Raw genomic sequence first — 22098 nt, forward strand, 5'->3', positions numbered from 1 at the left:
CAATTACGAATTCACACGGCCCTCGCCACAGGCGCGGGGGCGGCAAAGCCAAGGATTACACATGGTCAAACCGGAATGGGGCACCAAGCGGACCTGCCCGAAGTGCGGCACCCGCTTCTACGATCTGACGAAGGACGAGCCCGTCCACTGCATCGAATGCGCCGAAGAGTGGTTCCCCGAACCCGTGCTCAAGTCGAAGCAGCCGATTCTCGCCGAAGAAGAAGCGAAGAAGAAGGACGCCGAAGCCGACGCCGATCTGGGCGGCGACGACGATGACGATCTGGACATCGACATCGACGAAGACGATGATTCGCCCGACAATGAAGTCGACCTCGGCGGTGACGACGACCTCGGCGTCGAGACCAAGTCCAAGGGCGACGACGACGACGTCGACGAAAGCTAATTTAGCTGTTGCAATGCGGGAGGCCTGCTTATATTGGGCGCCTCCCGCAAGGGTGGCACGTTCTTTTCAAAGTCGTGTCGTCTGAAATGGTTCGGGGCCTTAGCTCAGCTGGGAGAGCGCCTGCATGGCATGCAGGAGGTCAGCGGTTCGATCCCGCTAGGCTCCACCATTTTTACCCGAGTGCGATGGTAGCAGGCCGTGGCGACGGCTGCGGCTTGCTTCCACCACACCCGGGCATACGTTTGGGTTCCATAGGGGTCTGACCCCACGCTGGCCGACGAGTTCTCGTCCGCCGGCGTTTTTCGCGTTTATTCGGGCCTCGACGGGTTCGGAAGGAGAAGAACAGACATGTTCGACAATCTGTCCGACCGGCTCGGCAATGTCTTCGACAAGCTCAAGGGCCGCGGCTCGCTGTCGGAGAACGACGTTCGCGAAGCCATGCGCGAAGTGCGCATCGCGCTGCTCGAAGCCGACGTCGCCCTGCCGGTGGTGCGCCGCTTCATCGACGCGGTCACCGAAAAGGCCATCGGCTCGGAAGTCCTGAAGTCGGTCACGCCCGGCCAGCAGGTCGTCAAGATCGTCAATGACGAGCTGGTCGAAATGCTCGGCGGCGACGGCGACGATGCCGAATCGCGCGAACTGAACTTCTCGGCCAAGCCGCCGGTCGTCATCATGATGGTCGGCCTGCAGGGTTCGGGTAAGACGACCACGACCGCCAAGCTCGGCAAGCTGCTCAAGGAAAAGCACGGCAAGAAGGCCATGATGGCCTCGCTCGACGTGAACCGTCCGGCCGCGCAGGAACAGCTCAAGGTGCTGGGCGAGCAGGTCAGTGTCGCCACGCTGCCGATCATTGCCGGCCAGCAGCCGGTTGACATCGCCCGCCGCGCCATGGAAAGCGCCAAGCTGCAGGCCGCCGACGTGCTGCTGCTCGATACCGCAGGTCGTCTCCACGTCGACGAGGCGCTGATGGCCGAGATGAAGGCGATCGCCTCCGTCTCCGCGCCCACCGAAGTGCTGCTGGTGGTCGACAGCCTGACCGGCCAGGACGCGGTCAACGTCGCGCAGAGCTTTACCGGCGAAGTGCCGCTGACCGGCGTGGTGCTGACCCGCATGGACGGCGATGCGCGCGGCGGTGCGGCGCTCTCGATGCGCTATGTCACGGGCAAGCCGATCAAATTTGCCGGTACCGGTGAAAAACTCGACGCGATCGAGGCCTTCGATCCCAAGCGCGTTGCCGGCCGCATCCTCGGCATGGGCGACGTGGTCAGCCTGGTCGAAAAGGCCGCGGCGACGATCAAGGAGGAAGAGGCCGAAGCCCTCGCCAGGAAGATGGCGAAGGGGCAGTTCGACCTCGACGATTTGCGCATGCAGCTCAAGCAGATGCAGAGCATGGGCGGCCTCGGCGCGCTTGCAGGCATGATGCCGGGCATGAAGAAGGCCAAGGCGGCGATGCAGCAGTCGGGCATGGACGATCGCGTGCTGCTGCGCATGGACGCGATCATCGGCTCGATGACGCCGAAGGAACGCAAGCGTCCCGAACTGATGAACGCCAAGCGCAAGAAGCGCGTGGCGGCAGGCTCGGGCACCGACGTGCAGACCGTCAACAAGGTGCTCAAGATGCACCAGGAGATGGGCCGCGCGATGAAGCAGATCAAGAAGATGGGCGGCCTCAAGGGTCTCGGCGCGCTGTTCGGCAAGGGTGGCCTCGGTGCCGCGATGCCGGGTCTCGGCGGTCCGGGTGGTCCGGGCCCGATGGGCGGCCTGCCGGGCCTTGGTTCCGGCGGCGGCAAGGGTCCTTCGGTGGACCCGGACACGCTGCCCGCCGACCTGCGTGATTTATTGAACAAGAAATAATCTGATTACCGATATTTACATTCGAAAGGTGAAGTAAAATGGCAGTTGCAATTCGTCTGTCGCGCGGTGGCGCGAAGAAGCGTCCTTACTACCGTATCGTCGTGTCGGACACGCGCAGCCCGCGTGACGGCAAGTACCTGGAGCAGATCGGCACCTACAACCCGATGCTGCCGAAGGATTCGGGCGAGCGCGTGAAGCTCGACGAAGACCGTGCACGTCACTGGCTCTCGGTTGGCGCGCAGCCGACCGACCGCGTCCACCGCTTCCTCGATGCCGCCGGCATCCTCGAGCGTGCGCCGAAGAACAACCCCAAGAAGGGTGAGCCGGGCGAAGCCGCCAAGGAACGCGCCGAAGAAAAGGCCGCCAAGATCGCTGAAGCCGAAGAAGCCGCCAAGGCTGCCGAGGAAGAAGCCGCTGCAGCTGCAGCCGCTCCGGCCGAAGAAGAAGCACCCGCCGAAGAAGCCGCTGCTGAAGAAGCTGCTGCTGAAGAAGCTCCGGCTGATGAAGCGGCCGAAGAAAAGGCCGAGTAAGCCCTTTCGATGCAGGACAAGCCCGTCACGCTGGCAGCCGTCACCGGTGCGCATGGCGTGGCGGGCGAAGTCCGTCTGAAGCTGTTTGGCGAAGGGTTCGAAGCCCTCAAGCCGCACAAGAGCTTCAACGGGGGAGCCCTGACGCTCTCCAAGGTCCGCAGCGACAACAAGGGCGGCGCCATCGCGCGCTTCGCCGAAGTCCCGGACCGCACGGCCGCCGAGAAACTGCGCGGCACCGTCCTGACCGTCCCGCGATCCGCTTTGCCGGCACTGGACGAAGGCGAATTCTATTATTCCGACCTCTTGGGCCTTCCCGTCGTCACCGACACGGGCGAGGACATCGGCCGCGTCTGTGCGGTCGAGAACTTCGGCGCGACCGAGATCGTCGAGATCGAGAAGCACGACGGCAAGAAATTCATGGTCCCGCTGACGCAGCAGGCCGTGCCGGCTTGGGATGCCGAGAAGCTGACCGTCAACGCGGATTTCGTCGATTAGCGCCTGAGCGCACGTTTCTGAGCCAAAGCATTGCGGATGGCCGTGGAGGCGACGCCTGCCTGTCCCATCGCATGGCCGATCTGGTCGAGGCCCACCACCACGTCGCCTGCCGCGTAAAGGCCCGGCACGCTGGTTTCGAGATGGTCCGTCACACCGATGCTGCCGTCCTCGCTGACACTTGCCCCGCATGACTTTGCAAGGCCCGACCTGATGACCGACCCCAGCGCGGGATAGACGCTGTCGAAGGCCATCCGCCCTTCGGCAGTATCGAAAGCCAGTTGCCCGTTCTCGATCGCGAAATTGCCGCAAGGTCCAGCGACGCGGGCGATCCCCGCCTTGTCGAGGGCGTTCGAGCACTGGTCGGACAAATCGTGGTCGCCGCCGGGCGAAACCAGCGTGAGGTCGGCGGTGAAGGTGCGCACGAATTGCGCCTCGGCCGTGCCGTGGTCCGACGTGCCGATCACGGCGACCCTCTTGTCGGTCACCTCGTAGCCGTCGCAAACCGGGCAATAGCGCAGCAGGCCGCGCGACAGGGCCTCGTCATGCAGCTGGTCGTCCATACCTTCGGGACGGTTGTTGACCACGCCTGTCGCCAGCAGGACGGTGCGGGCGCGATAGATCTCCTCGCCGCAGGTCACGGTGAAGCAATCGTCAGGTTTGGAGAGGTCGGTCACGCGCTTGGGCTCGCGCAGGGCGCCGTATTTCGCCGCCTGTTCGCGCATCCGTTCCAGCAGTTCCTCGCCGTTGATGCCGTCGGGAAAGCCTGCGTGGTTGTGACTGCGCGGGATCCAGCTGGCACGGCTGGTGCCGCAATCGAACAGGCGGATGCCGAGGTGGTAACGCGCGAGATAGATCGCGGCGGTCAGCCCTGCAGGCCCTGCGCCCACGATGATGCAGTCGTCGATATGCTCGCTCATGCCTGCGTGAACGCGCGGGATGGCAAAACGGTGCCGCCCGCGCTAACCGGACCGCCATGACCACACTCCAAGTCGCAATCGTGCAGGCAGCGCCTGTGCCGCTCGCCATCGGCGACGGGATCGACAAGGCCCTACGCCTTGCGCGCGAAGCGATCGAGGGAGGGGCGAAGCTGGTCGCGTTCGGCGAGACTTTCCTCGGCGGTTATCCGCTGTGGCTCGACGAGGCGCCGGGCGCCGCGCTGTGGGACCATCCCGGCACGCGCGCGCTGCACCGCATCCTGCTGGAGCAGGCGGTGGTCGCGAATGACGAGCGGCTGCTGCCCCTGCAGGAACTTGCCGACGAAAGCGGCGCAGTGATCAGCATCGGCGCGCATGAGCGGATGCGGCAGAGCCTTTACAACAACCAGATGACCTTCCGGCCCGGCCTGCCGGTGCTCGACCACCGCAAGCTCGTTCCCACCCATGGCGAACGGCTGGTATGGATGCGCGGCGACGGCTCGACGCTGGGCGTCCATCAGGCGGAGTGGGGCAGCGTCGGCTCGCTCATCTGCTGGGAGCACTGGATGCCGCTCGCCCGCGCAGCGATGCACAATCTCGGTGAAAGCGTGCACGTGGCCGCCTGGCCGACCGTGCGCGAGCAATACGCCATTGCCAGCCGCCATTACGCGATGGAGGGCCGCTGCTTCGTGCTGGCGGCAGGGCTGGTACAGGCGAAGGACGATCTCTTCAACGGGCTGGAGCGGGCCGGTGGTAACGACGAGGCACGCGAACTGATTGGGGCAATCAAAGCGGACACGCTCAACCGCGGCGGCTCGCTGATCGCCGCGCCCGATGCGCGGATCATCGCGCAGGCAGGCGAAGTCGAGGAAACGCTGTTCGCAGAGCTCGATCTGGACGAGATCGGCCACGGGCTAGCCAGCCTCGATACCGATGGCCACTATTCGCGGCCGGACGTTTTCGAACTGACTGTCGACAGGAAACCCAAAGGAGGGGTCACGTGGGCGAACTGAGTTGGGGAATTGTCATTCTGGCCGGCTTGGCCCTTGTCGGACTGGCAGTCGTGCTGGGCGTGTACTGCGGCGTGGCCCTGCTGGTGTCGGCGGGGGTCAGGAGTATCCGTCCCCAGTCCAGTGCCCGATGGTCCTCCCTCTTGGGCTCATCACTCCTGCCCGTTCTCAGCGTGATCCTCTTCCTCGCAGCCTTTTCGACAGCGCTGGAACCCGATTTTCGCGGGCCCGAGGTCCTCGGCATCGCCATCGTGGGCATGGTAGCCATGTTTTCGGTGATCGTGGGCTGGCCGGTGAGCTATTTCGTGGCGCACCGGGTCATGGCCCGTCGTTGATCGTTTTGCCCCGATGACCTTCGCCGCAACAATCCTCACTCTCTATCCCGAGATGTTTCCCGGCCCGCTGGGCATCAGCCTTGCCGGCCGCGCGCTCGAGCGGGGCGACTGGTCGTGTCAGACGGTCCAGATCCGCGATTTTGCCACGGACAAGCATCGCACGGTCGACGATACGCCTGCTGGCGGCGGGGCGGGCATGGTGCTCAAGCCCGATGTGATCGGCGCGGCGATCGCCAGCGTCGCGGACGAACGCCCGATCCTCGCCATGACGCCGCGCGGCAAGCCGATCACGCAGGAGCGTATCCGCGAGATCGCCGAAGGGCCGGGCGTCGCCATCCTGTGCGGCCGGTTCGAAGGCTTCGACGAGCGCATTTTCGAGGCCTATCCGCAGATCGAGCAGGTCAGCCTTGCCGATATCGTCCTGTCGGGCGGAGAGCCCGCCGCACTGGCGATTCTCGACGCTTGCATTCGCCTGCTTCCCGGAGTAATGGGCGCGCCCACAAGCGGGCACGAGGAGTCGTTCGAGGACGGTCTCCTGGAATACCCGCAATATACCCGACCTCAGGAATGGGAAGGGCGCACGATCCCTGAAGTGCTGCGATCGGGGGATCATGCGAAAATCGCTGCTTGGCGCAAGGCAAGGAGCGAAGAAGACACACGGTTACGCAGGCCGGACCTTTGGGATCGCTACAGTGGCGATCGGGACCAGCCTGCCTCTGGCGCGCGGCGAAAAGACTAGGACTTAGGTCATGAACCTGATTCAGCAGCTCGAAGCGGAAGCTATCGAGAACCTCGGGAAGGACATCCCCGAATTCCGTGCCGGTGACACCGTCCGCGTTGGCGTGAAGGTCGTCGAAGGCCAGCGCGAGCGTGTCCAGAACTTCGAAGGCGTTGTCATTGCCCGCTCGAACCGCGGCATGGGCAGCAACTTCACCGTCCGCAAGCTTTCGTTCGGCGAAGGCGTGGAACGCGTGTTCCCGCTCTACAGCCCGATCGTCGACAGCATCACCGTGGTCCGCCGCGGCGTCGTGCGTCGTGCAAAGCTGTATTACCTGCGCGGCCGTACCGGCAAGCGCGCTCGTATCGCGGAACGCAAGGTCAACGCCCCCAAGGCGTAAACCTCGCAAGCAATGCGAATTCGAAGGGCGGTCCTGCGGGGCCGCCCTTTTCGTTTGGGCTGCCCTTGCGGAACGTCAGGAAGATACTCGTTCCAAAGGCGAAAAAATAAGGGCGGTGCTCCTGAAAGCACCGCCCTTGTCACGTGGGGATCATGATGAGCCTTGCGGCCCGGTCTGATGCCTCCGGGAGCCAGTGAGCCGGAAAGAGGCTCCCGATGACAGGGACCCTTGTGGCGGCAAGGCGTTAAGGGGATTTAAGGAAGCGCGCTTAAGGCCAAATTAGGCATGAAATTGCCTGTCGGCGCGAATCCTTGCCTTTCGCCGCGCGGCTTGCGAGAGCGGGCCGTCGCAGAATGGGAGAGACACTTGCGCAAACTGACCTTCGCCGCTGTCCTGGCGCTCGGCACCTGCCTTGCAGCGCCCGCACTGGCCCAGAACAACAGCAACACCGGGGAAACCGCGCCCATGGATCTCACCTTCGAACGCGTCTTCGCCTCGCCCTCGCTCGACGGACCCGCACCGCGCCAGGCCAAGCTGTCGCCCGACGGCCGCTATCTCACCCTGCTGAAGAACCGCGAGGACGACCGCGAGCGCTACGATTTGTGGGCCTACGACCGCGAAAAGGGCGACTGGTCCATGCTGGTCGACAGCGAGAAGCTGGGCACGGGCCGCGAACTGTCCGAAGACGAGAAGATGCAGCGCGAACGCGCCCGCGTCGGCAGCCTCAAGGGCATCATTAGCTACCAGTGGACCAAGGAAGGCGACGCCGTCCTCGTGCCGCTCGACGGCGATCTCTACCTCGCGCGCATCGGCGGCGAGGTCATCCGGCTCACCGATACGGAGGAAAGCGAACTCAATCCCTCGCTCAGCAGCACAGGTGCCTATGTCAGCTTCGTGCGCGACCGGCAGCTGTGGGTCGGTGACGTCGGGGCAGAGGCAAGCCCGGTAACCCCGAAGGAAGGCGATGCAATCCGCTGGGGCGAGGCGGAATTCGTCGCGCAGGAGGAAATGGCGCGCCTCACCGGTTATTGGTGGAGCCCCGACGACCGGCGCATCGCCGTCGAACGCTTCGACGAGAGCATGGTCGGCATCGTCACGCGCGCCGCGATCGGCGCGACCGGCACCAAGGTCTTCGACCAGCGCTATCCTGTCGCGGGCAGTCCCAACGCGGTGGTCGAGCTGTTCGTGATGGACCCCGACGGCCAGAACCGCGTGAAGGTGGATCTCGGCGAGAATGCCGACATCTACCTTGCCCGCGTCGACTGGGCGCCGGACGGTTCGGCGCTCTACGTCCAGCGCCAGAACCGCGAGCAGACCGTGCTCGATGTGCTCAAGGTCGATCCCGCCACCGGCAAGACCGAGGTGCTCTTCACCGAAACCGCGGCGATGGAGGATTACTGGATCAACCTGTCCGACGACTACAAATGGCTCGACGACGGCAGCCTCATCTGGTGGTCGGAACGCGACGGCTTCGGGCACCTTTACCGCTATGCCGATGGCAACTGGACCCAGCTGACCAAGGGCGAATGGGTCGTCACCAAGCTGCTCGGCGTCGACCAGGAACAGGGTCGGGTCTATTTCCAGGCGACCAGAGACGATGTGCTGGCCCAGCAGATCTACGCCTTCAACCTTGCCAATCCGGGCGAGGTCGAGCGGCTGACCGACCTGTTCTACACCAATGCCGGCACGATGGACGGCAAGGCGCAGACCCTGCTGGTGACCCGTTCGAACGACGACATCCCGCCGCAGAGCTACATCGCCGACGGGCAGGGCAACCAGCTTGCCTGGATCGAGCGCAACGAGCTTACCGCAGACCACCCTTACGCGCCCTATCTCGCCAGCCACCAGCCCACGCAATACGGCGTGCTCCCGGCAGAGGACGGGACGCTGCTCTACTGGGAAATGGTCACGCCCCCGCTGGAGCCGGGCAAGAAATACCCGGTCTATTTCTACCACTACGGCGGACCCGGTCCGCAAACCGTCAACAAGGGCTGGAACGGCGCCTTGCGGCAGGCGATCGTCGACAAGGGCTACATCTGGTTCGCGCTCGACAACCGGGGAAGTGCAAACCGCGGGGTGAAGTTCGAACAGCCGATCTACCGCGCGATGGGCGGGGTCGAGGTGCGCGACCAGAAGGCGGGCGCCGAATTCCTCACCCAGTTCGATTTCGTCGACGCGGGCAAGATTGCCATCGATGGCTGGTCCTATGGCGGTTACATGACCTTGAAGCAACTCCAGGCCGATCCGGGCCTCTATGCCGCGGGCATTTCCGGCGCGCCGGTGACCAAGTGGGAGCTTTACGACACCCATTACACCGAACGCTACATGGGCACGCCGCAGGCCGACGCGCAGGCTTATGAGAAGGCATCGGCCATTCCCGATGCGGCGAAGATAACCGATCCGCTGCTGATCATCCACGGCATGGCCGACGACAACGTCGTGTTCGAAAACGCGACCGAGATCATCTCGAAGATGCAGGAAGCCAACGTGCCGTTCGAAATGATGCTCTACCCCGGCTACACCCACCGCGTGTCGGGCGAGCAAATCAGCCCGCACCGTTACAACACCGTGTTCCGCTTCCTTGAAGCGCACGGGGTTACGCCTCCGGAGTGACGCTTTAGTGCCCGCAATCGAATGTGCGCTTGCGGGCGCGAAACCAATCGCTATCTCGGCGGCGCATAGATTTTGGAGAAGTGCATTGGGTTATCGTGTTGCCGTGGTCGGCGCGACCGGGAATGTCGGTCGCGAAATGATGCAGGTCCTCGCCGAGCGCGAGTTCCCCTGCGACGAAGTGGCGGCCGTCGCCTCCAGCCGTTCCGTCGGCACCGAGGTCGAGTTCGGCGACACGGGCAAGATGCTCAAGTGCAAGAATATCGAGCATTTCGACTGGGCCGGCTGGGACATCGCCCTGTTCGCCGCCGGCAGCGGTCCGGCCAAGGAATATGCGCCCAAAGCGGCGGCAGCAGGCTGCGTGGTGATCGACAACAGCTCGCTCTACCGCATGGACCCGGACGTTCCGCTGATCGTGCCCGAGGTGAACCCGGACGCGATCCACGACTATGCCAAGAAGAACATCATCGCGAACCCCAACTGCTCGACCGCGCAGCTGGTCGTCGCGCTGAAGCCGCTGCACGATGCAGCGACGATCAAGCGCGTGGTCGTTTCGACCTACCAGTCGGTTTCCGGCGCGGGCAAGGCAGGCATGGACGAGCTGTTCGAGCAGAGCCGCAACATCTTCGTCGGCGATCCGACCGAACCGGTGAAGTTCACCAAGCAGATCGCCTTCAACGTGATCCCGCACATCGACGTCTTCCTCGACGATGGTTCGACCAAGGAAGAATGGAAGATGGTGGTCGAGACCAAGAAGATCCTCGACCCGAAGATCAAGCTGACCGCCACCTGCGTGCGCGTGCCGGTCTTCGTGGGCCATTCCGAAGCGGTGAACATCGAATTCGAGAACGAGATTTCCGCCGAACAGGCGCAGGACATCCTGCGCGAGGCGCCCGGCATCATGCTGGTCGATAAGCGCGAGGACGGCGGCTACACGACCCCGATCGAGGCAGCCGGCGACAGCGCGACCTACATCAGCCGCGTTCGCGAGGATGCGACGGTCGAGAACGGCCTCACCCTGTGGTGCGTGTCGGACAATTTGCGCAAGGGCGCAGCGCTGAACGCGGTGCAGATCGCGGAACTCCTCGGCCGCGAATGCCTTAAGAAGGGATGATCAGGCACACCCTCCCGCTCGCCGCTCTTGCACTTGCTCTCGCTGCCTGCGGCGGGGCTGAGACGGCGCCAAGCGGTGATACCTCTTCAGGCGCGCAGCAGGCCCCTGCTGCCGACCGGTTCGAAGGCACGAAGCTGGTGGTCAATGCGAACGGCGTGGCAGGCGCCAGCGCGGACAGCGCCATGGTGCTGCGGTTCGGTTCGCCCCGCGCCGATGTCGAGAAGCTGGCCCAAAGCGCCTGGGGCGCGGCCGGCGAAACCTCGCGGCAAGAGGAATGCGGGGCAGGGCCGATGGACTTCGTCTCCTACGGCCCGCTGCAACTCGCTTTCCAGGACGACAAGTTTGCCGGCTGGTTCCTCCAGACCGGTGAAGGCGTGGCGACTTCGGACGGCATCCGTCCGGGCGTGACGATCGATGCGCTCAAGTCGGAACGGCAGGTGCGCGAGATCGAAAGCACGCTGCCGGGCGAGTTCGAATATACCACCGGTGATTTCGGCACGATCCGCGGCTTTTCGGAAGGTGGCACAATCACGGGCCTGCAAGCCGGATTGAGCTGCTTCTTCCGCTGAGGCGCTGCGCCTGTATAAGGCGCACATGACACTGCACGCAGAGCTCTATTTCAGCTTCCGCTCGCCCTACAGCTACTTGTCTGTGGACCGCTATCGCACCATGGCCGAGGAGTACGATCTCGAGATCGCCCTGAAGCCGGTCTATCCGCTGGCGATCCGCCAGCCCGATTTCTTCGAGCGCAATCATCCCAACTGGCTGGGCTACACCATGCGCGACATGATGCGGGTGGCTCAGTTCCATGGCATTCCCTTCGGCGCACCGCGGCCCGATCCCATCGTCCAGAACATCATGACCCGCGAGATTGCGGAGGACCAACCTCGTATCCGGCGCGTGACGCGCATGGGGCAGGCTGCGGCGAGGCGCGGCAAGGGCCTCGTCTTCGCTGCCGAAGCCGGCCGGATGATCTGGGGCGGCCAAGAAGGCTGGGACGAAGGTGGGCATCTCGAGCGCGCACTGGAATCGACTGGTCTCGATGCGTCCGAAATTGCAGCCGAGATCGAAGCCGAGGCAGAAGCGCTCGACACCGAAATCGCGGCCAACCAGTCCAGCCTAGAGGCCGCAGGCCATTGGGGCGTGCCGACGCTGGTGTTCGAAGGCGAACCCTTCTTCGGGCAAGACCGCATCGACATGGTCAAATGGCGCATGGAGCAAAAGGGGCTGGCCAAGCGATGACCGTAAAACGGGCGATGAGCGGCGGCTGCCAGTGCGGCGCCGTCCGCTACACGGCGCAGATCGATGTCAGCCAGGCTTATCTATGCCATTGCCGAATGTGCCAACGCGCTACCGGCGGCGTTTCGATCGCCTTCATCGGCCTGCCGAAATCGGACATTCAGTGGGAAAGCGGGCCCGACTGGTATTCCAGTTCGCCGATAGCGCAGCGCCCATTCTGCAGCCGCTGCGGGACACCGCTCGGCTTCGCCTTCAACGACGGCGAAAACATGGACGTCACCGTGGGCAGCCTCGACGAACCATACGGGATCGAGCCGCATTGGCATTTCGCCTCGGAGAAGATCCACGAAAGCTGGATCGATACCTCGGGTCTCAAGCGGATTCCCCTGAGTGAACACACTGCGCTGAACCAGCGCTGGATCGATGCGACCGGCGAGGTACCCGAATGAAGACCGAACGCTTCGCCAGTTTCGACGGCACGCAGCTTGCTCTCCACCGGCACGGTAACGGGCGTCCGCTGGTCCTGCTGCATGGCCTCTTTTCCAGCGCTGAGATGAACTGGATCAAATGGGGGCACCACGAGGCCATCGCGGACAAGGGCTACGAGGTCCTGATGCTGGACTTTCGCGTCCACGGAGAGAGCGAGGCCCCGCGCGAGCCGGAGAAATACCCGCTCAACGTGCTGGTGCGCGATGTGGCCGCGGTGGTGGATCACCTGGGGCTCGAGGACTACGATCTCGGCGGGTTTTCGCTGGGTGCGCGCACCTCGCTTCACGCGGTCGCGCACGGCGTGCTGCATCCTGCGCGGTTGATCGTGGGCGGGATGGGAACGGCGGGCCTTGGCGAATGGGCCAAGCGCAGCGCCTATTTCAAGCGCGTCATCGACGAGTTCGAGAACATCCCGCGCGGCGATCCGGCCTATTTCTCGATGCAGTTCCTCAAATCGCAGGGCGTGGACCGGGTGGCGGCGCGGCTGCTGCTCGACACCATGCCCGATCTCGACCTTGGCCTGCTACCCAACGTCACCATGCCGACGCTGGTGGTCTGCGGCGACGAGGACCGCGACAACGGCTCGGCACCTGCGCTCGCGGAATTGCTGCCCAATGCGGATTACATCGAAGTGCCGGGCACGCACATGGGCAGCGTGACCAAGCCCGATCTCGGGTTGGCGATGGCAAATTGGCTGGGGGTAAAGGATGGATAGCAGGCATTCGAACTGGCGGAATTTCTGGCTGCTCTGGCTGACGGGGATCGTCATCATCGTCGCGCTGGTGAGCCAGAACGATCGCCTGGTCACCGACATCGCACCGCAAGGGATGATCGATCACCAGGTCGCGGCCACCGCCCAGCGCGTCGAGGACATTCACGCAAGCTGGCGGGCGTCCGGGGCGATGGATTTCTTCAGGATCGCCATCCTGTTCGACCTGCTGTTCATCGTCCTTTACAGCACGGGCGGCGTCATGGGCGGCAAGCTCATCCGGCAGGCTGCGCGCTCGGACCTGCTGAAGGCGCTCGCCGGGCTTGCGATCCTTGCCTACGCCGCTTTCGGCATCCTCGATTTCACCGAGACTTTCTGCCAGGCCATCCAGGGCTTCGTGACGGGCGGCAACGACACGCTGGCCGCGATCGCCGCCACGGCGCAGCAGCCCAAGATGGCCGCTTTCTTCATCGGCTTCCCCTCGCTTGTCGTGGCCCTGGCCTGGTTCGGGGTAGAGCGACGTCGAAGCGCTTGATTAAGGCGGGTTGCAGGTGCAATCCGGTAGCAGAAGAAACCAGTCGCATTTCCCCCACGAGAGGACATCCATGAAATTCGCCCCCGTCGCCGTATCCGCCATCGCCATGTCGCTGGCTGCCTGCACCAGTGCGCAGGCCGAACCCGTCGCCAGCGCGCCGCTCGCGCCCGTCGCTTCGGAAGATCCCTTTCCGATGACGCCGGCCGGTGCCGCCGCATGGGTCGCCATGGTGGAAAAGGACCTGTTCGACTTCTCGGTCGAATTCGGCCGCGTGTCGTGGATCAACTCGACCTACATCATGCATGACAGCGATGCGCTGGCTGCCAAGTACGGCGCAGTCGCGACGGAAAAGTCGGTCGCCTATGCCAACAAGGCGGCCGAATATGCCCGCGTGGCCAGTCTCGACCCCGAAGTCGCCCGCAAGCTCGACATCCTGCGCAACGGCATCGTGATGCCTGCCCCGGTGCGTGACGGCGCGGCCACTGAACTCAACGAGATCGCGACCAGCCTCAACAGCCAGTACGGCAAGGGCAAGGGCACGCTGAACGGCAAGGAAATCAGCGGTTCGGACATCGAGGCCGAGATGGGCAATCCCGAGCGTACGCCGGCCGAACTGGCCGAGATGTGGACCAGCTGGCATGACAATGTCGGTGCGCCGATGCGCGGCGATTACCTGCGCATGATCTCGATCGCGAACGAAGGTTCGAAGGAGCTGGGCTTCAAGGACCTCGGCGCCATGTGGCGTTCGAACTACGACATGGATCCCGACCAGTTCGCCGCCGAGACGGAGCGGATGTGGCAGGAAGTGAAGCCGCTTTACATGGCGCTCCACACCTATGTCCGGTCGAAGCTGAACGAAAAGCACGGCGATGCGGTGCAGCCCGCCACCGGCCCGATCCGTGCCGACCTGCTTGGCAATATGTGGGCGCAGGAATGGGGCAATATCTACCCGCTCGTCGCACCGGCAGGGGCGGGTGACATCGGCTACGACCTCACCGACCTGATCGAGAAGAAGGGCGTCGACGAAGTCGGCATGGTCCGTGTTGGCGAGGATTTCTTCTCCTCGCTCGGCTTCAAGGAACTGCCCGCAACCTTCTGGGAACGCAGCCAGTTCGTGAAGCCGCAGGACCGTGAAGTCGTCTGCCATGCCAGCGCCTGGGACATCGACAATGTCGACGACTTGCGCATCAAGATGTGCATCAAGAAGAACGCCGACGACTTCATCACCATCCACCACGAGCTGGGCCACAACTACTACCAGCGTGCCTACAACCAGCAGGACTACCTGCACCTCAACGGCGCGAACGACGGCTTCCACGAAGCCATCGGTGACATGGTCGCGCTGTCGATCACGCCCGAATATCTCGTCCAGATCGACATGCTCGATCCCAAGGACGTGCCGAGCGCGGACAAGGACATCGGCCTGCTGCTGCGCCAGGCGATGGACAAGGTGGCCTTCCTGCCGTTCGGCCTGATGGTCGACCGCTATCGCTGGGGCCTGTTCGACGGCTCGATCCCGGCTGACAAGCTCAATGCCGGCTGGACGGACCTGCGCCTCCAGTACCAGGGCATTACGCCGCCCGTCGCGCGTGACGAGAGCAAGTTCGATGCCGGTGCCAAGTACCACATCCCCGGCAACGTGCCGTACACCCGCTATTTCCTCGCGCGGATCCTGCAGTTCCAGTTCTACAAGGCAGCCTGCGACCAGGCGGGCTGGGAAGGACCGCTGCACCGCTGTTCGTTCTACGGCAACGAGGAAGTCGGCAAGAACCTCAATGCCATGCTCGAAATGGGCGCCAGCAAGCCGTGGCCCGACGCGCTGGAGGCCTTCACCGGCGAACGCCAGATGAGCGGCAAGGCCATGGTCGAATACTTCGCCCCGCTGATGGCGTGGCTGGAAGAGCAGAACAAGGGCAAGCCGCAGGGGTGGTAAGGATGCGGACACTCGCTCTCCTCGGTCTTTCGGTTGCGGCCTGCGCGCCGGTAGCCGGGGAGGCGCCGTCCGCGCCGGCTCCGGCGGGTGTGTCGGGTGCGCTGTTCGTGGCCGGCAAGTTCGAGAACCGGCTCGCCAAGGTCGACCTGGCCACGGGCGAGCAGGTGGTCTCGGTCGAAAGCTGTGCTAATCCGCACGAACTCGCGACCTCGCCGGACGACCGCTACGTCGCGCTGGCCTGCTATGGCGGGACGACGGTCGATATCTTCCGTACGTCGGACCTCGGGCTGGTCGCCAGCCACAATCTCGGTCCCAATGCACGGCCGCACGGGATCGTCTGGCACTCCAACGGGCACATCTATGTGACCGCCGAGGGCCAACAGGCGGTCCACGTGCTGTTCAATCCCCAGAAGGGGAAAAGCGACGTGAGCCTTTCGTTTGCCACTGGCAAGCGGGGCAGCCACATGCTGGCGGTCTCGCCTGCGGCCGATGTCGTCTGGACCACCGATCTCGGGTCACGCACCGTCACCCGCGTCGCGCTGCGCGGTGAAGGACCGCCGCTGTCGGTTGAAGTGGGCGAAGAGCCGGAAGGCATCGCTCTCAGCCCCGACGGCAAGACACTGTGGGTTTCGGCTCGCGGTTCGGACAAGGCCTTCGCGCTCGATCCGCAGACCATGGAAATCCGGCAGGAAGTCGACACGGGCGACTTTCCCTTGCGCATCGCGATCCGCCCGCAGGGCGATTTCGCTGTGACCAGCGACCTTGCGGATGGCGGCCTCACTGTCATCGACCTTTCCACCGGGAAGGCCGTGCGCAGCATCGCCGTGTCCAGCCGCGAGGAAGCCGAAGCGAAGACGCAGGTGACCATCCTCTGGTCGCCCGACGGCAAGCGCATCTACGTGGCGGAGACGACGGCGAACACCATCGCGGAAGTGGATTTCGCAACCGGCAAGGTGCTGCGCAGGCTCCCGGGTGAAGGCGGAGGTGACGGAATGGCGGTTATCCAGTGAGCAAGTCGAAGGACCTTTCTGTCGTCGGCTGGCGCGAGCTGGTCCATTTGCCGGAGCTCGGTCTGCACGGCGTACCTGCCAAGATCGACACCGGTGCGCGCACGTCCTCGCTCCACGGCGAAGTAATCGAGGAATTCGAGCGTGACGGCGAGAAATTCGTCCGTTTCGCGGTCGATTTCGGCGCGCAGCACGTCCGTCAGGTGTGCGAGGCGGTCCACGTCGATATCCGCGGTATCACCAGTTCCAATGGCGAGACGCAATATCGCTATGTAATCAAGACGCCGTTGCGTATTGGCGACCTCGAATTCCGTGCCGAGATCAGCCTCGCCAATCGTGCGGACATGAGATTTCCCATGCTGGTCGGCCGATCTTCGCTGCGTCGCCGATTTGTCGTGGACTCGGGATATTCCTGGCTCCAGACGCCCGAAATGAAGACCAAGAAAGGCCACAAGCCATGAAGATCGCCATGCTGGCGCGTAATCCCAATCTCTATTCGCACCAGCGCCTTGTCGAGGCGGCGGAGGCGCGTGGCCATACGCTCGAAATCCTCAACACCACGCGTTGCACGGTGCACATCGCGAGCCACCGGCCGCAGGTGTTCTACAATGGCGAAAAGGTCGCCCGCTACGACGCGGTGATCCCGCGCATCGGGGCCTCGATCACGAATTATGGCCTGGCGATCCTGCGCCAGTTCGAAATGCAGGGCTGCTGGCCGCTGAACGAAAGCGTCGCCATCGGCCGCAGCCGCGACAAGCTGCGCTCGATGCAGATCCTTGCCAAGCACGGCCTCGGCCTGCCGCTCACGGCCTATGCCAACGACCCCAAGCAGGCGGAAGAAATCATCAAGGCGGTCAAGGGCCCGCCGGTGGTCATCAAGCTGCTCGAAGGCACGCAGGGCATCGGCGTCGTGCTGGCCGAAACCATGTCATCGGCCAAGTCGGTGATCGAGGCTTTCCGCGGGGCCAACGTCAATATCCTCGTGCAGGAATTCATCAAGGAAGCGGGCGGCACCGACATCCGCGCGCTGGTCGTGGGCGGCAAGGTCGTGGCGACGATGAAGCGCACCGGTGCGGCGGACGACTTCCGCAGCAACCTCCACCGCGGCGGCAGCGCCGAACTCATCAAGATCACGCCGGCCGAACGCGCCACGGCGGTTAATGCAGCCAAGCGCATGGGCCTCAACGTCTGCGGCGTCGACATGCTGCGGTCGAACCACGGTCCCGTGATCATGGAAGTGAACTCCTCGCCCGGCCTCGAAGGCATCGAGAAGGCGACCGGCAAGGACATTGCCGGCATGATCATCGAGTTCATCGAGAAGAGCGCCAAGGACGGCAAGACCAAGACCAAGGGAACGGGCTGAACCCTTCCTTCAGGCGTTTCTTGCCGTGAGCCCCCCGTCCACGGGTATCACCGCTCCGGTAATGTAGCTGGCTGCGGGCAGCACCAGCGACAGGATCACATGCGCGACCTCTTCAGGCTCGCCATAGCGCCTCAGCGCGGTTCGGCGGCGGGCAAAGGTTTCCTTGTGTTCTTCCGGCACGGCCTGCGTCATCGCGGTGCGGATGGGGCCAGGGCACACGCAATTGACCGTGATGCCTTCGGGGCCGAGATCGACCGCCAACCCGCGCGTCAGTCCGGTCACGCCGGTTTTCGCCGCCACATAGGGGGTATCGCCGGGGGTTGCGCCGAGACCTTCGGTGGAGGCGATATTCACGATCCGCGGCGCATCGCTGGCGCGCAAATGGGGTAGGGCGGCGCGCACGGTCCGCTGGTGCGCGGTCAGCATGACGGCCAGCGCGCGGTGCCAGACTTCCTCGTATTCCTCGCCCGCATCCAGCGCACAGAAGCTGGAGACGCCGGCATTGTTCACCAGGATATCGATCCCGCCGAAATCCGCTGCGATCTGGCTGACGACCGAGGCGACGGCGTCCTTGTCGGCGACGTCCAGCGCGTAGGGCCTCGCTTCGTCGCCGCACTCACGCGCCACCGCCTCGCAGGCCGCGAGGTCGCGGTCCGTCACGGCAACGCGCGCGCCTTCTTTAGCGAACAGCAGCGCGGTTGCGCGCCCCATGCCGCTGGCAGCGCCGCTAATCACGGTGGTGCGGCCCGCGATCGAACGGGAGCGGTTTACAGCTTCGGTCATGACATCCCCTCTTTGCAGGGGGCGTTATCACGCAATTCCCCGGTGGTGGGAAGCGCAAGTCAGCCGGAAACGCATCTTGAGTAGCTAGCGCTCTTCGACCGGGCTCAATTTTTGGCGGCGACGGTAAAGCGCACTTCAAGCGGCCTGACGTAACTCACGGCCTGACCATCGACCACCAACGGCGCCAAAGGAACGCCGCGGACCATCTGGCACGCTGCGGCGGAATAGGCAGCCGCGCTAGCAACCTCGGTGTCGGTCGGATCGGCGGCGCAATTGTCGATCTGCCCTTCGGTATCGATGGTCACGAGGACGCGCCTGTCCAGTGTGCTTCCACTGGCGCCTGGAAGCGCTTCGACATCGAGTGTGAGATCGGGGTTCGAGACCCGCACGGTTTCACCTGTATAGGGCTCGTACTCCGGAATTCTCGAAAGCCGGACAGGTGACTGGAGCATGGCACCTACCAGCTCGAAACTCACCCCGGGCGCCTCCAGTTTCTGGATAGTCGGCCCCTCCTTGGAATCGATGTAGAAATAGCGCACCAGTACCCGTGCGATTCCGTAACTTGGTTCGCCGGTGTTGTTTTTCGCAGGCTGGAAGGTCGCACCCGACTGCAACTTGCAGATCATTTTGGCGAGATCATCGTCGCCGAAGGTCGCGAGCGTACGGCAGTCTATCGAGCGCCCAGCAGGGTCGACGACCATCTCGATATAGGCTGTGGCCGAGCTTCGAGCCCGCGCCGCCGTGTCCGGATAGCTGGGCACGAGCTCCAGCAATTTCGGCGTGGCGAACACAGCGGCGGCGGCGAGCAAGATTTCCATGATCCCAAGGGGATAGGAAACCGCCTCGCCCGCGACAATCCCAATTTCTACCGGAAGGGCGGCTCGTTGAAAGCGCGCAGCTTGCGGCTATGGAGGCGCGGGCCCTCCTCGCGCAGCAGGCGGCAGGCGGTGACACCGATCTGGAGGTGGGCCGCGATGGCTTCCTCGTAGAACTTGTTCGCCTGGCCGGGCAGCTTGATTTCGCCGTGGAGCGGCTTGTCCGAGACGCACAGCAGCGTGCCGTAGGGAACGCGGAAGCGATAGCCCTGGGCAGCGATGGTGGCGCTTTCCATGTCGATGCCGACCGCGCGGGAGAGCGAGAGGCGGCGGGCCGAGCTGGTGTAGCGCAGTTCCCAGTTACGGTCGTCGGTGGTGACGACGGTGCCGGTGCGCATGCGCTTCTTCAGGTCGCTGCCGTGTTCGCCCGACACCTCTTCCGCTGCGCCTGCCAGAGCCTGCTGGACTTCGGCGATGGCCGGAAGCGGGATTTCCGGCGGCAGCACCGGGTCGAGCACGTGGTCGTCGCGCAGGTATGCGTGGGCGAGGACGTAGTCGCCGATCTTCTGGCTCGGGCGAAGGCCGCCGCAGTGGCCGATCATCAGCCATGCCTCCGGGCGCAGCACCGCAAGGTGGTCGCAGATCGTCTTCGCGTTGGACGGACCGACGCCGATATTGACCAGCGTGATCCCGCCGCCGTTTTCGCCCACCAGGTGGTAGGCAGGCATCTGGTGGCGGCGCCATGCCGTGTCGGACAGCTGCGCGCGGGCATTGTCGGTCGCCTGGGTCAGCAGCAGGCCGCCGGCACCGGCCAGCGCGGTGTAACCGTTCCTGCCCAGCTGCGAGCCTGCCCAGTCGACGAACTCGTCGACATAGCGGTGGTAGTTGGTGAACAGGATGAAGCGCTGGAAGTGCTGCGGGTCGGTGCCCGTGTAGTGGGCCAGTCGCGCAAGGCTGAAATCGGTGCGCAATCCGTCGAACAGCGACAGCGGGATCGGGTCGTCCGGATTGTCGAGTTCGATGCCGTCGGCCAGCTCGTCGCCGATGTCGGCAAGGTCGGTCGAAGGGAAGTGACGGGCGATCTCGTTGGGGTCGATGCCCGCAAGTACCGCACCGGCTTCGCCATCGAGGACGTAGGGGAAGGGGATTTCCTGCCGCGAGGAACCCACTTCGACCTCGACCTCGTAGTTCGAACCGATCAGTTCGAGCTGTTCGCGCAGGTAATTGCGGAACAGGGCGGGGCGGGTCACCGTGGTCGCGTAGAGGCCCGGCATGTTGAGCCGGCCGAAGGCGCGGTTGGCACCGTCGGGCATCACGCCGCCGCGGAACAGCAGGCGAAGTTCGGGATACGCGTAGCTGCCGTCCTTGCGCCGTTCGGCGGCGGGCAGTTCGCGGGTCTTGCCGAAAGCGATCACGTCGTCGCGCAGGCGGTGGATGGCCGCATCGTAGACGGATTCAAGCTTGTCGATGATCTGGTCGATCGATTCCATGGCTGGTTTTTCTCCTGGCTCTTTGTTGTTTTCGTGACACCTCCTGCCACAGGAAGGCGCCTGTTACAAAAAGGGCGCGGAGACCGAAGTCGCCGCGCCCTGATTGTCCGGTTGTCGAAGAGATCAGCCCTCGGCGTTCTCTTCGTCGCCACCTTCGAGCATGTCGGCGGGAATTTCGCCGGGCTCGAGGTTGGGTTCGATGCGGGTTGCTTCGGCCTGCTCTTCGATCTCGCGCTGTTCGTCTTCGAACATCTGCGCAAGGACGTCGACGCCCTGGCTCTGCAGCTCGGCTTCGTCGTCCGAACGGGCGACGTTGGCCTTGATGGTGACCGAGACTTCGGGGTGGAGGTCGATGCGCACGTCATGCATGCCGATCGTCTTGATCGGGTTGCCCATGATGACCTGCTTCTTGTCGATCTCGTGACCCTTTTCGGCAAGGCCGTTCACGATGTCGCGAACGTTGACCGAGCCGTAAAGCTGGCCGGCGTTCGACGAAGCGCGGATCAGGGTGATTTCGACACCGTCGACCTTTTCACCGGCCTTTTCGGCTTCGGTGCGGCGTTCGGCGTTTTCCTTTTCCAGGCGATCGCGGTTGGCTTCGAAGACCTTCTTGTTCGCCTCGTTGGCGCGAAGGGCCTTCTTCTGCGGAAGCAGGTAGTTGCGTGCGTAGCCGTCCTTCACGGTGACGACGTCACCGATCGTGCCGAGCTTTTCGATGCGCTGAAGGAGAATGATATCCATGATGTCTTCTCCTTACTTCACGATGTACGGCAGCAGGCCGATCTGGCGGGCGCGCTTGATGGCCTTGGCCAGCTCACGCTGCTTCTTCGCGCTGACGGCGGTGATGCGGGACGGGACGATCTTGCCACGCTCGGACATGAAGCCCTGGAGCAGACGGACGTCCTTGTAGTCGATCTTCGGCGCGTTCTTGGCGGCGAAGGGGCACGACTTGCGGCGGCGGAAAAACGGGCGGGCCATCAGTCACGCTCCTCACGTTCACGGCGCTTCTTCGAGTCGCGCTCGTTCTTGCGCATCATGACCGACGGGCCGGTTTCATGCTCGTCGACGGCGATCGTCATGTAACGGATCACGTCTTCGTTGATGCGGGTCTGGCGTTCGAGTTCGGCAACGACGGAGCCGGGGCCCTCGATGTTGAGCAGAACGAAATGCGCCTTGCGGTTACGGTCGATCTTGTAGGCGAGGTTCTTGAGACCCCAAGTCTCGGTCTTGGTGACCTTGCCATTGTTCGCTTCGACGATTTCGGTCGCCGTGGCGGCGAGCTGGTCTACCTGAGCCTGGCTCAGGTCCTGTCGCGCCAAGAAGACATGCTCGTAGAGAGCCATGCTCTTGTC

At 64.0% G+C, this 22098-nt stretch carries 26 protein-coding genes and 1 tRNA gene; 20 read left to right on the plus strand and 7 right to left on the minus strand.

The window, feature by feature from the left end; translation table 11 throughout:
* Positions 1-61: 61 nt before the first annotated feature.
* From LC083_RS12020 to rimM, 5 genes are all read left to right on the plus strand, one after another.
* Positions 62-403, plus strand: a complete 342-nt coding sequence (locus tag LC083_RS12020) for an FYDLN acid domain-containing protein (RefSeq protein ID WP_160606790.1) — start codon at positions 62-64, stop codon at positions 401-403.
* A 93-nt stretch (positions 404-496) separates the two neighbouring features.
* Positions 497-572: transfer RNA gene (locus LC083_RS12025), tRNA-Ala, on the plus strand.
* A gap of 179 nt (positions 573-751) precedes the next feature.
* Positions 752-2257 (plus strand): signal recognition particle protein, encoded by a 1506-nt coding sequence (gene ffh, locus LC083_RS12030; RefSeq protein WP_226700585.1) that lies wholly within the window; start codon positions 752-754, stop codon positions 2255-2257.
* Between the two features lie 38 nt (positions 2258-2295).
* Positions 2296-2787 (plus strand): 30S ribosomal protein S16, encoded by a 492-nt coding sequence (gene rpsP / locus LC083_RS12035; protein WP_226700586.1) that lies wholly within the window; start codon positions 2296-2298, stop codon positions 2785-2787.
* Positions 2788-2796: 9 nt separating this feature from the next.
* A complete protein-coding gene (gene rimM / locus LC083_RS12040; RefSeq protein ID WP_226700587.1) occupies positions 2797-3282 on the plus strand; it encodes a ribosome maturation factor RimM in 486 nt (161 codons plus the stop codon).
* Here the strand turns inward: rimM and LC083_RS12045 are convergent.
* Positions 3279-4199: an NAD(P)/FAD-dependent oxidoreductase gene (locus LC083_RS12045; protein ID WP_226700588.1), complete on the minus strand. Its 921-nt coding sequence runs from the start codon at positions 4197-4199 to the stop codon at positions 3279-3281. The genes rimM and LC083_RS12045 overlap by 4 nt on opposite strands.
* A gap of 56 nt (positions 4200-4255) precedes the next feature.
* Here LC083_RS12045 and LC083_RS12050 point away from each other — a divergent pair, with 56 nt between their 5' ends.
* The 15 genes from LC083_RS12050 to rimK all read left to right on the plus strand — a co-directional run bounded on the left by LC083_RS12050 (position 4256) and on the right by rimK (position 17658).
* On the plus strand, positions 4256-5209 hold the full coding sequence (locus tag LC083_RS12050) for a carbon-nitrogen hydrolase family protein (protein ID WP_226700589.1): 954 nt from the start codon (positions 4256-4258) through the stop codon (positions 5207-5209).
* Positions 5210-5235: 26 nt separating this feature from the next.
* Entirely contained in the window at positions 5236-5541 is a 306-nt protein-coding gene (locus tag LC083_RS12055; RefSeq protein WP_226700590.1) for a hypothetical protein, read from the plus strand.
* Between the two features lie 13 nt (positions 5542-5554).
* Positions 5555-6280 carry a tRNA (guanosine(37)-N1)-methyltransferase TrmD gene (gene trmD / locus LC083_RS12060; RefSeq protein ID WP_226700591.1) on the plus strand — a complete coding sequence of 242 codons (726 nt, stop codon included), beginning with the start codon at positions 5555-5557 and terminating at the stop codon, positions 6278-6280.
* 10 nt (positions 6281-6290) lie between these two features.
* Positions 6291-6659, plus strand: coding sequence for a 50S ribosomal protein L19 (gene rplS / locus LC083_RS12065; protein ID WP_160606806.1), 369 nt, complete (start codon positions 6291-6293; stop codon positions 6657-6659).
* 366 nt (positions 6660-7025) lie between these two features.
* Positions 7026-9272: a S9 family peptidase gene (locus LC083_RS12070; RefSeq protein WP_226700592.1), complete on the plus strand. Its 2247-nt coding sequence runs from the start codon at positions 7026-7028 to the stop codon at positions 9270-9272.
* Positions 9273-9357: 85 nt separating this feature from the next.
* Positions 9358-10383 (plus strand): aspartate-semialdehyde dehydrogenase, encoded by a 1026-nt coding sequence (locus tag LC083_RS12075; RefSeq protein ID WP_224832435.1) that lies wholly within the window; start codon positions 9358-9360, stop codon positions 10381-10383.
* A complete protein-coding gene (locus LC083_RS12080) occupies positions 10380-10952 on the plus strand; it encodes a hypothetical protein (protein WP_226700593.1) in 573 nt (190 codons plus the stop codon). The genes LC083_RS12075 and LC083_RS12080 overlap by 4 nt, the downstream gene beginning before the upstream one ends.
* Before the next feature lie 25 nt (positions 10953-10977).
* Positions 10978-11625, plus strand: a complete 648-nt coding sequence (locus tag LC083_RS12085; protein WP_226700594.1) for a 2-hydroxychromene-2-carboxylate isomerase — start codon at positions 10978-10980, stop codon at positions 11623-11625.
* Positions 11622-12071, plus strand: a complete 450-nt coding sequence (locus LC083_RS12090; RefSeq protein WP_226700595.1) for a GFA family protein — start codon at positions 11622-11624, stop codon at positions 12069-12071. The genes LC083_RS12085 and LC083_RS12090 overlap by 4 nt, the downstream gene beginning before the upstream one ends.
* A complete protein-coding gene (locus LC083_RS12095; RefSeq protein ID WP_226700596.1) occupies positions 12068-12826 on the plus strand; it encodes an alpha/beta fold hydrolase in 759 nt (252 codons plus the stop codon). The genes LC083_RS12090 and LC083_RS12095 overlap by 4 nt, the downstream gene beginning before the upstream one ends.
* Entirely contained in the window at positions 12819-13355 is a 537-nt protein-coding gene (locus LC083_RS12100) for a hypothetical protein (protein WP_226700597.1), read from the plus strand. Before LC083_RS12095 ends, LC083_RS12100 begins: the two co-directional genes overlap by 8 nt.
* Before the next feature lie 70 nt (positions 13356-13425).
* Positions 13426-15288, plus strand: coding sequence for a M2 family metallopeptidase (locus tag LC083_RS12105; RefSeq protein ID WP_226700598.1), 1863 nt, complete (start codon positions 13426-13428; stop codon positions 15286-15288).
* A gap of 2 nt (positions 15289-15290) precedes the next feature.
* Positions 15291-16298: a YncE family protein gene (locus LC083_RS12110; RefSeq protein WP_226700599.1), complete on the plus strand. Its 1008-nt coding sequence runs from the start codon at positions 15291-15293 to the stop codon at positions 16296-16298.
* The gene (locus tag LC083_RS12115; protein ID WP_160606830.1) at positions 16295-16756 is read left to right on the plus strand and encodes an ATP-dependent zinc protease; all 462 of its coding nucleotides are present in this window, start codon (positions 16295-16297) and stop codon (positions 16754-16756) included. The genes LC083_RS12110 and LC083_RS12115 overlap by 4 nt, the downstream gene beginning before the upstream one ends.
* The gene (gene rimK, locus LC083_RS12120) at positions 16753-17658 is read left to right on the plus strand and encodes a 30S ribosomal protein S6--L-glutamate ligase (protein ID WP_226700600.1); all 906 of its coding nucleotides are present in this window, start codon (positions 16753-16755) and stop codon (positions 17656-17658) included. The genes LC083_RS12115 and rimK overlap by 4 nt, the downstream gene beginning before the upstream one ends.
* Positions 17659-17667: 9 nt before the next feature.
* Here the strand turns inward: rimK and LC083_RS12125 are convergent, their stop codons facing one another.
* The 6 genes from LC083_RS12125 to rpsF all read right to left on the minus strand — a co-directional run bounded on the left by LC083_RS12125 (position 17668) and on the right by rpsF (position 22089).
* Positions 17668-18441, minus strand: a complete 774-nt coding sequence (locus tag LC083_RS12125; protein ID WP_226700601.1) for an SDR family NAD(P)-dependent oxidoreductase — start codon at positions 18439-18441, stop codon at positions 17668-17670.
* A 104-nt stretch (positions 18442-18545) separates the two neighbouring features.
* Entirely contained in the window at positions 18546-19259 is a 714-nt protein-coding gene (locus tag LC083_RS12130) for an energy transducer TonB (protein WP_226700602.1), read from the minus strand.
* A 47-nt stretch (positions 19260-19306) separates the two neighbouring features.
* Positions 19307-20746 carry an AMP nucleosidase gene (locus LC083_RS12135; protein ID WP_226700603.1) on the minus strand — a complete coding sequence of 480 codons (1440 nt, stop codon included), beginning with the start codon at positions 20744-20746 and terminating at the stop codon, positions 19307-19309.
* 123 nt (positions 20747-20869) lie between these two features.
* Complete coding sequence (gene rplI / locus LC083_RS12140; protein WP_222553526.1) at positions 20870-21487, minus strand: 50S ribosomal protein L9; 618 nt, start codon at positions 21485-21487, stop codon at positions 20870-20872.
* A gap of 12 nt (positions 21488-21499) precedes the next feature.
* Complete coding sequence (gene rpsR / locus LC083_RS12145; RefSeq protein WP_160606845.1) at positions 21500-21724, minus strand: 30S ribosomal protein S18; 225 nt, start codon at positions 21722-21724, stop codon at positions 21500-21502.
* Positions 21724-22089 (minus strand): 30S ribosomal protein S6, encoded by a 366-nt coding sequence (gene rpsF / locus LC083_RS12150; protein WP_160606847.1) that lies wholly within the window; start codon positions 22087-22089, stop codon positions 21724-21726. The genes rpsR and rpsF overlap by 1 nt, the downstream gene beginning before the upstream one ends.
* Positions 22090-22098 lie beyond the last annotated feature (9 nt).

This window comes from Qipengyuania gaetbuli, from assembly GCF_020524765.1.
Classification (GTDB): Bacteria; Pseudomonadota; Alphaproteobacteria; order Sphingomonadales; family Sphingomonadaceae; genus Qipengyuania; species Qipengyuania gaetbuli_A.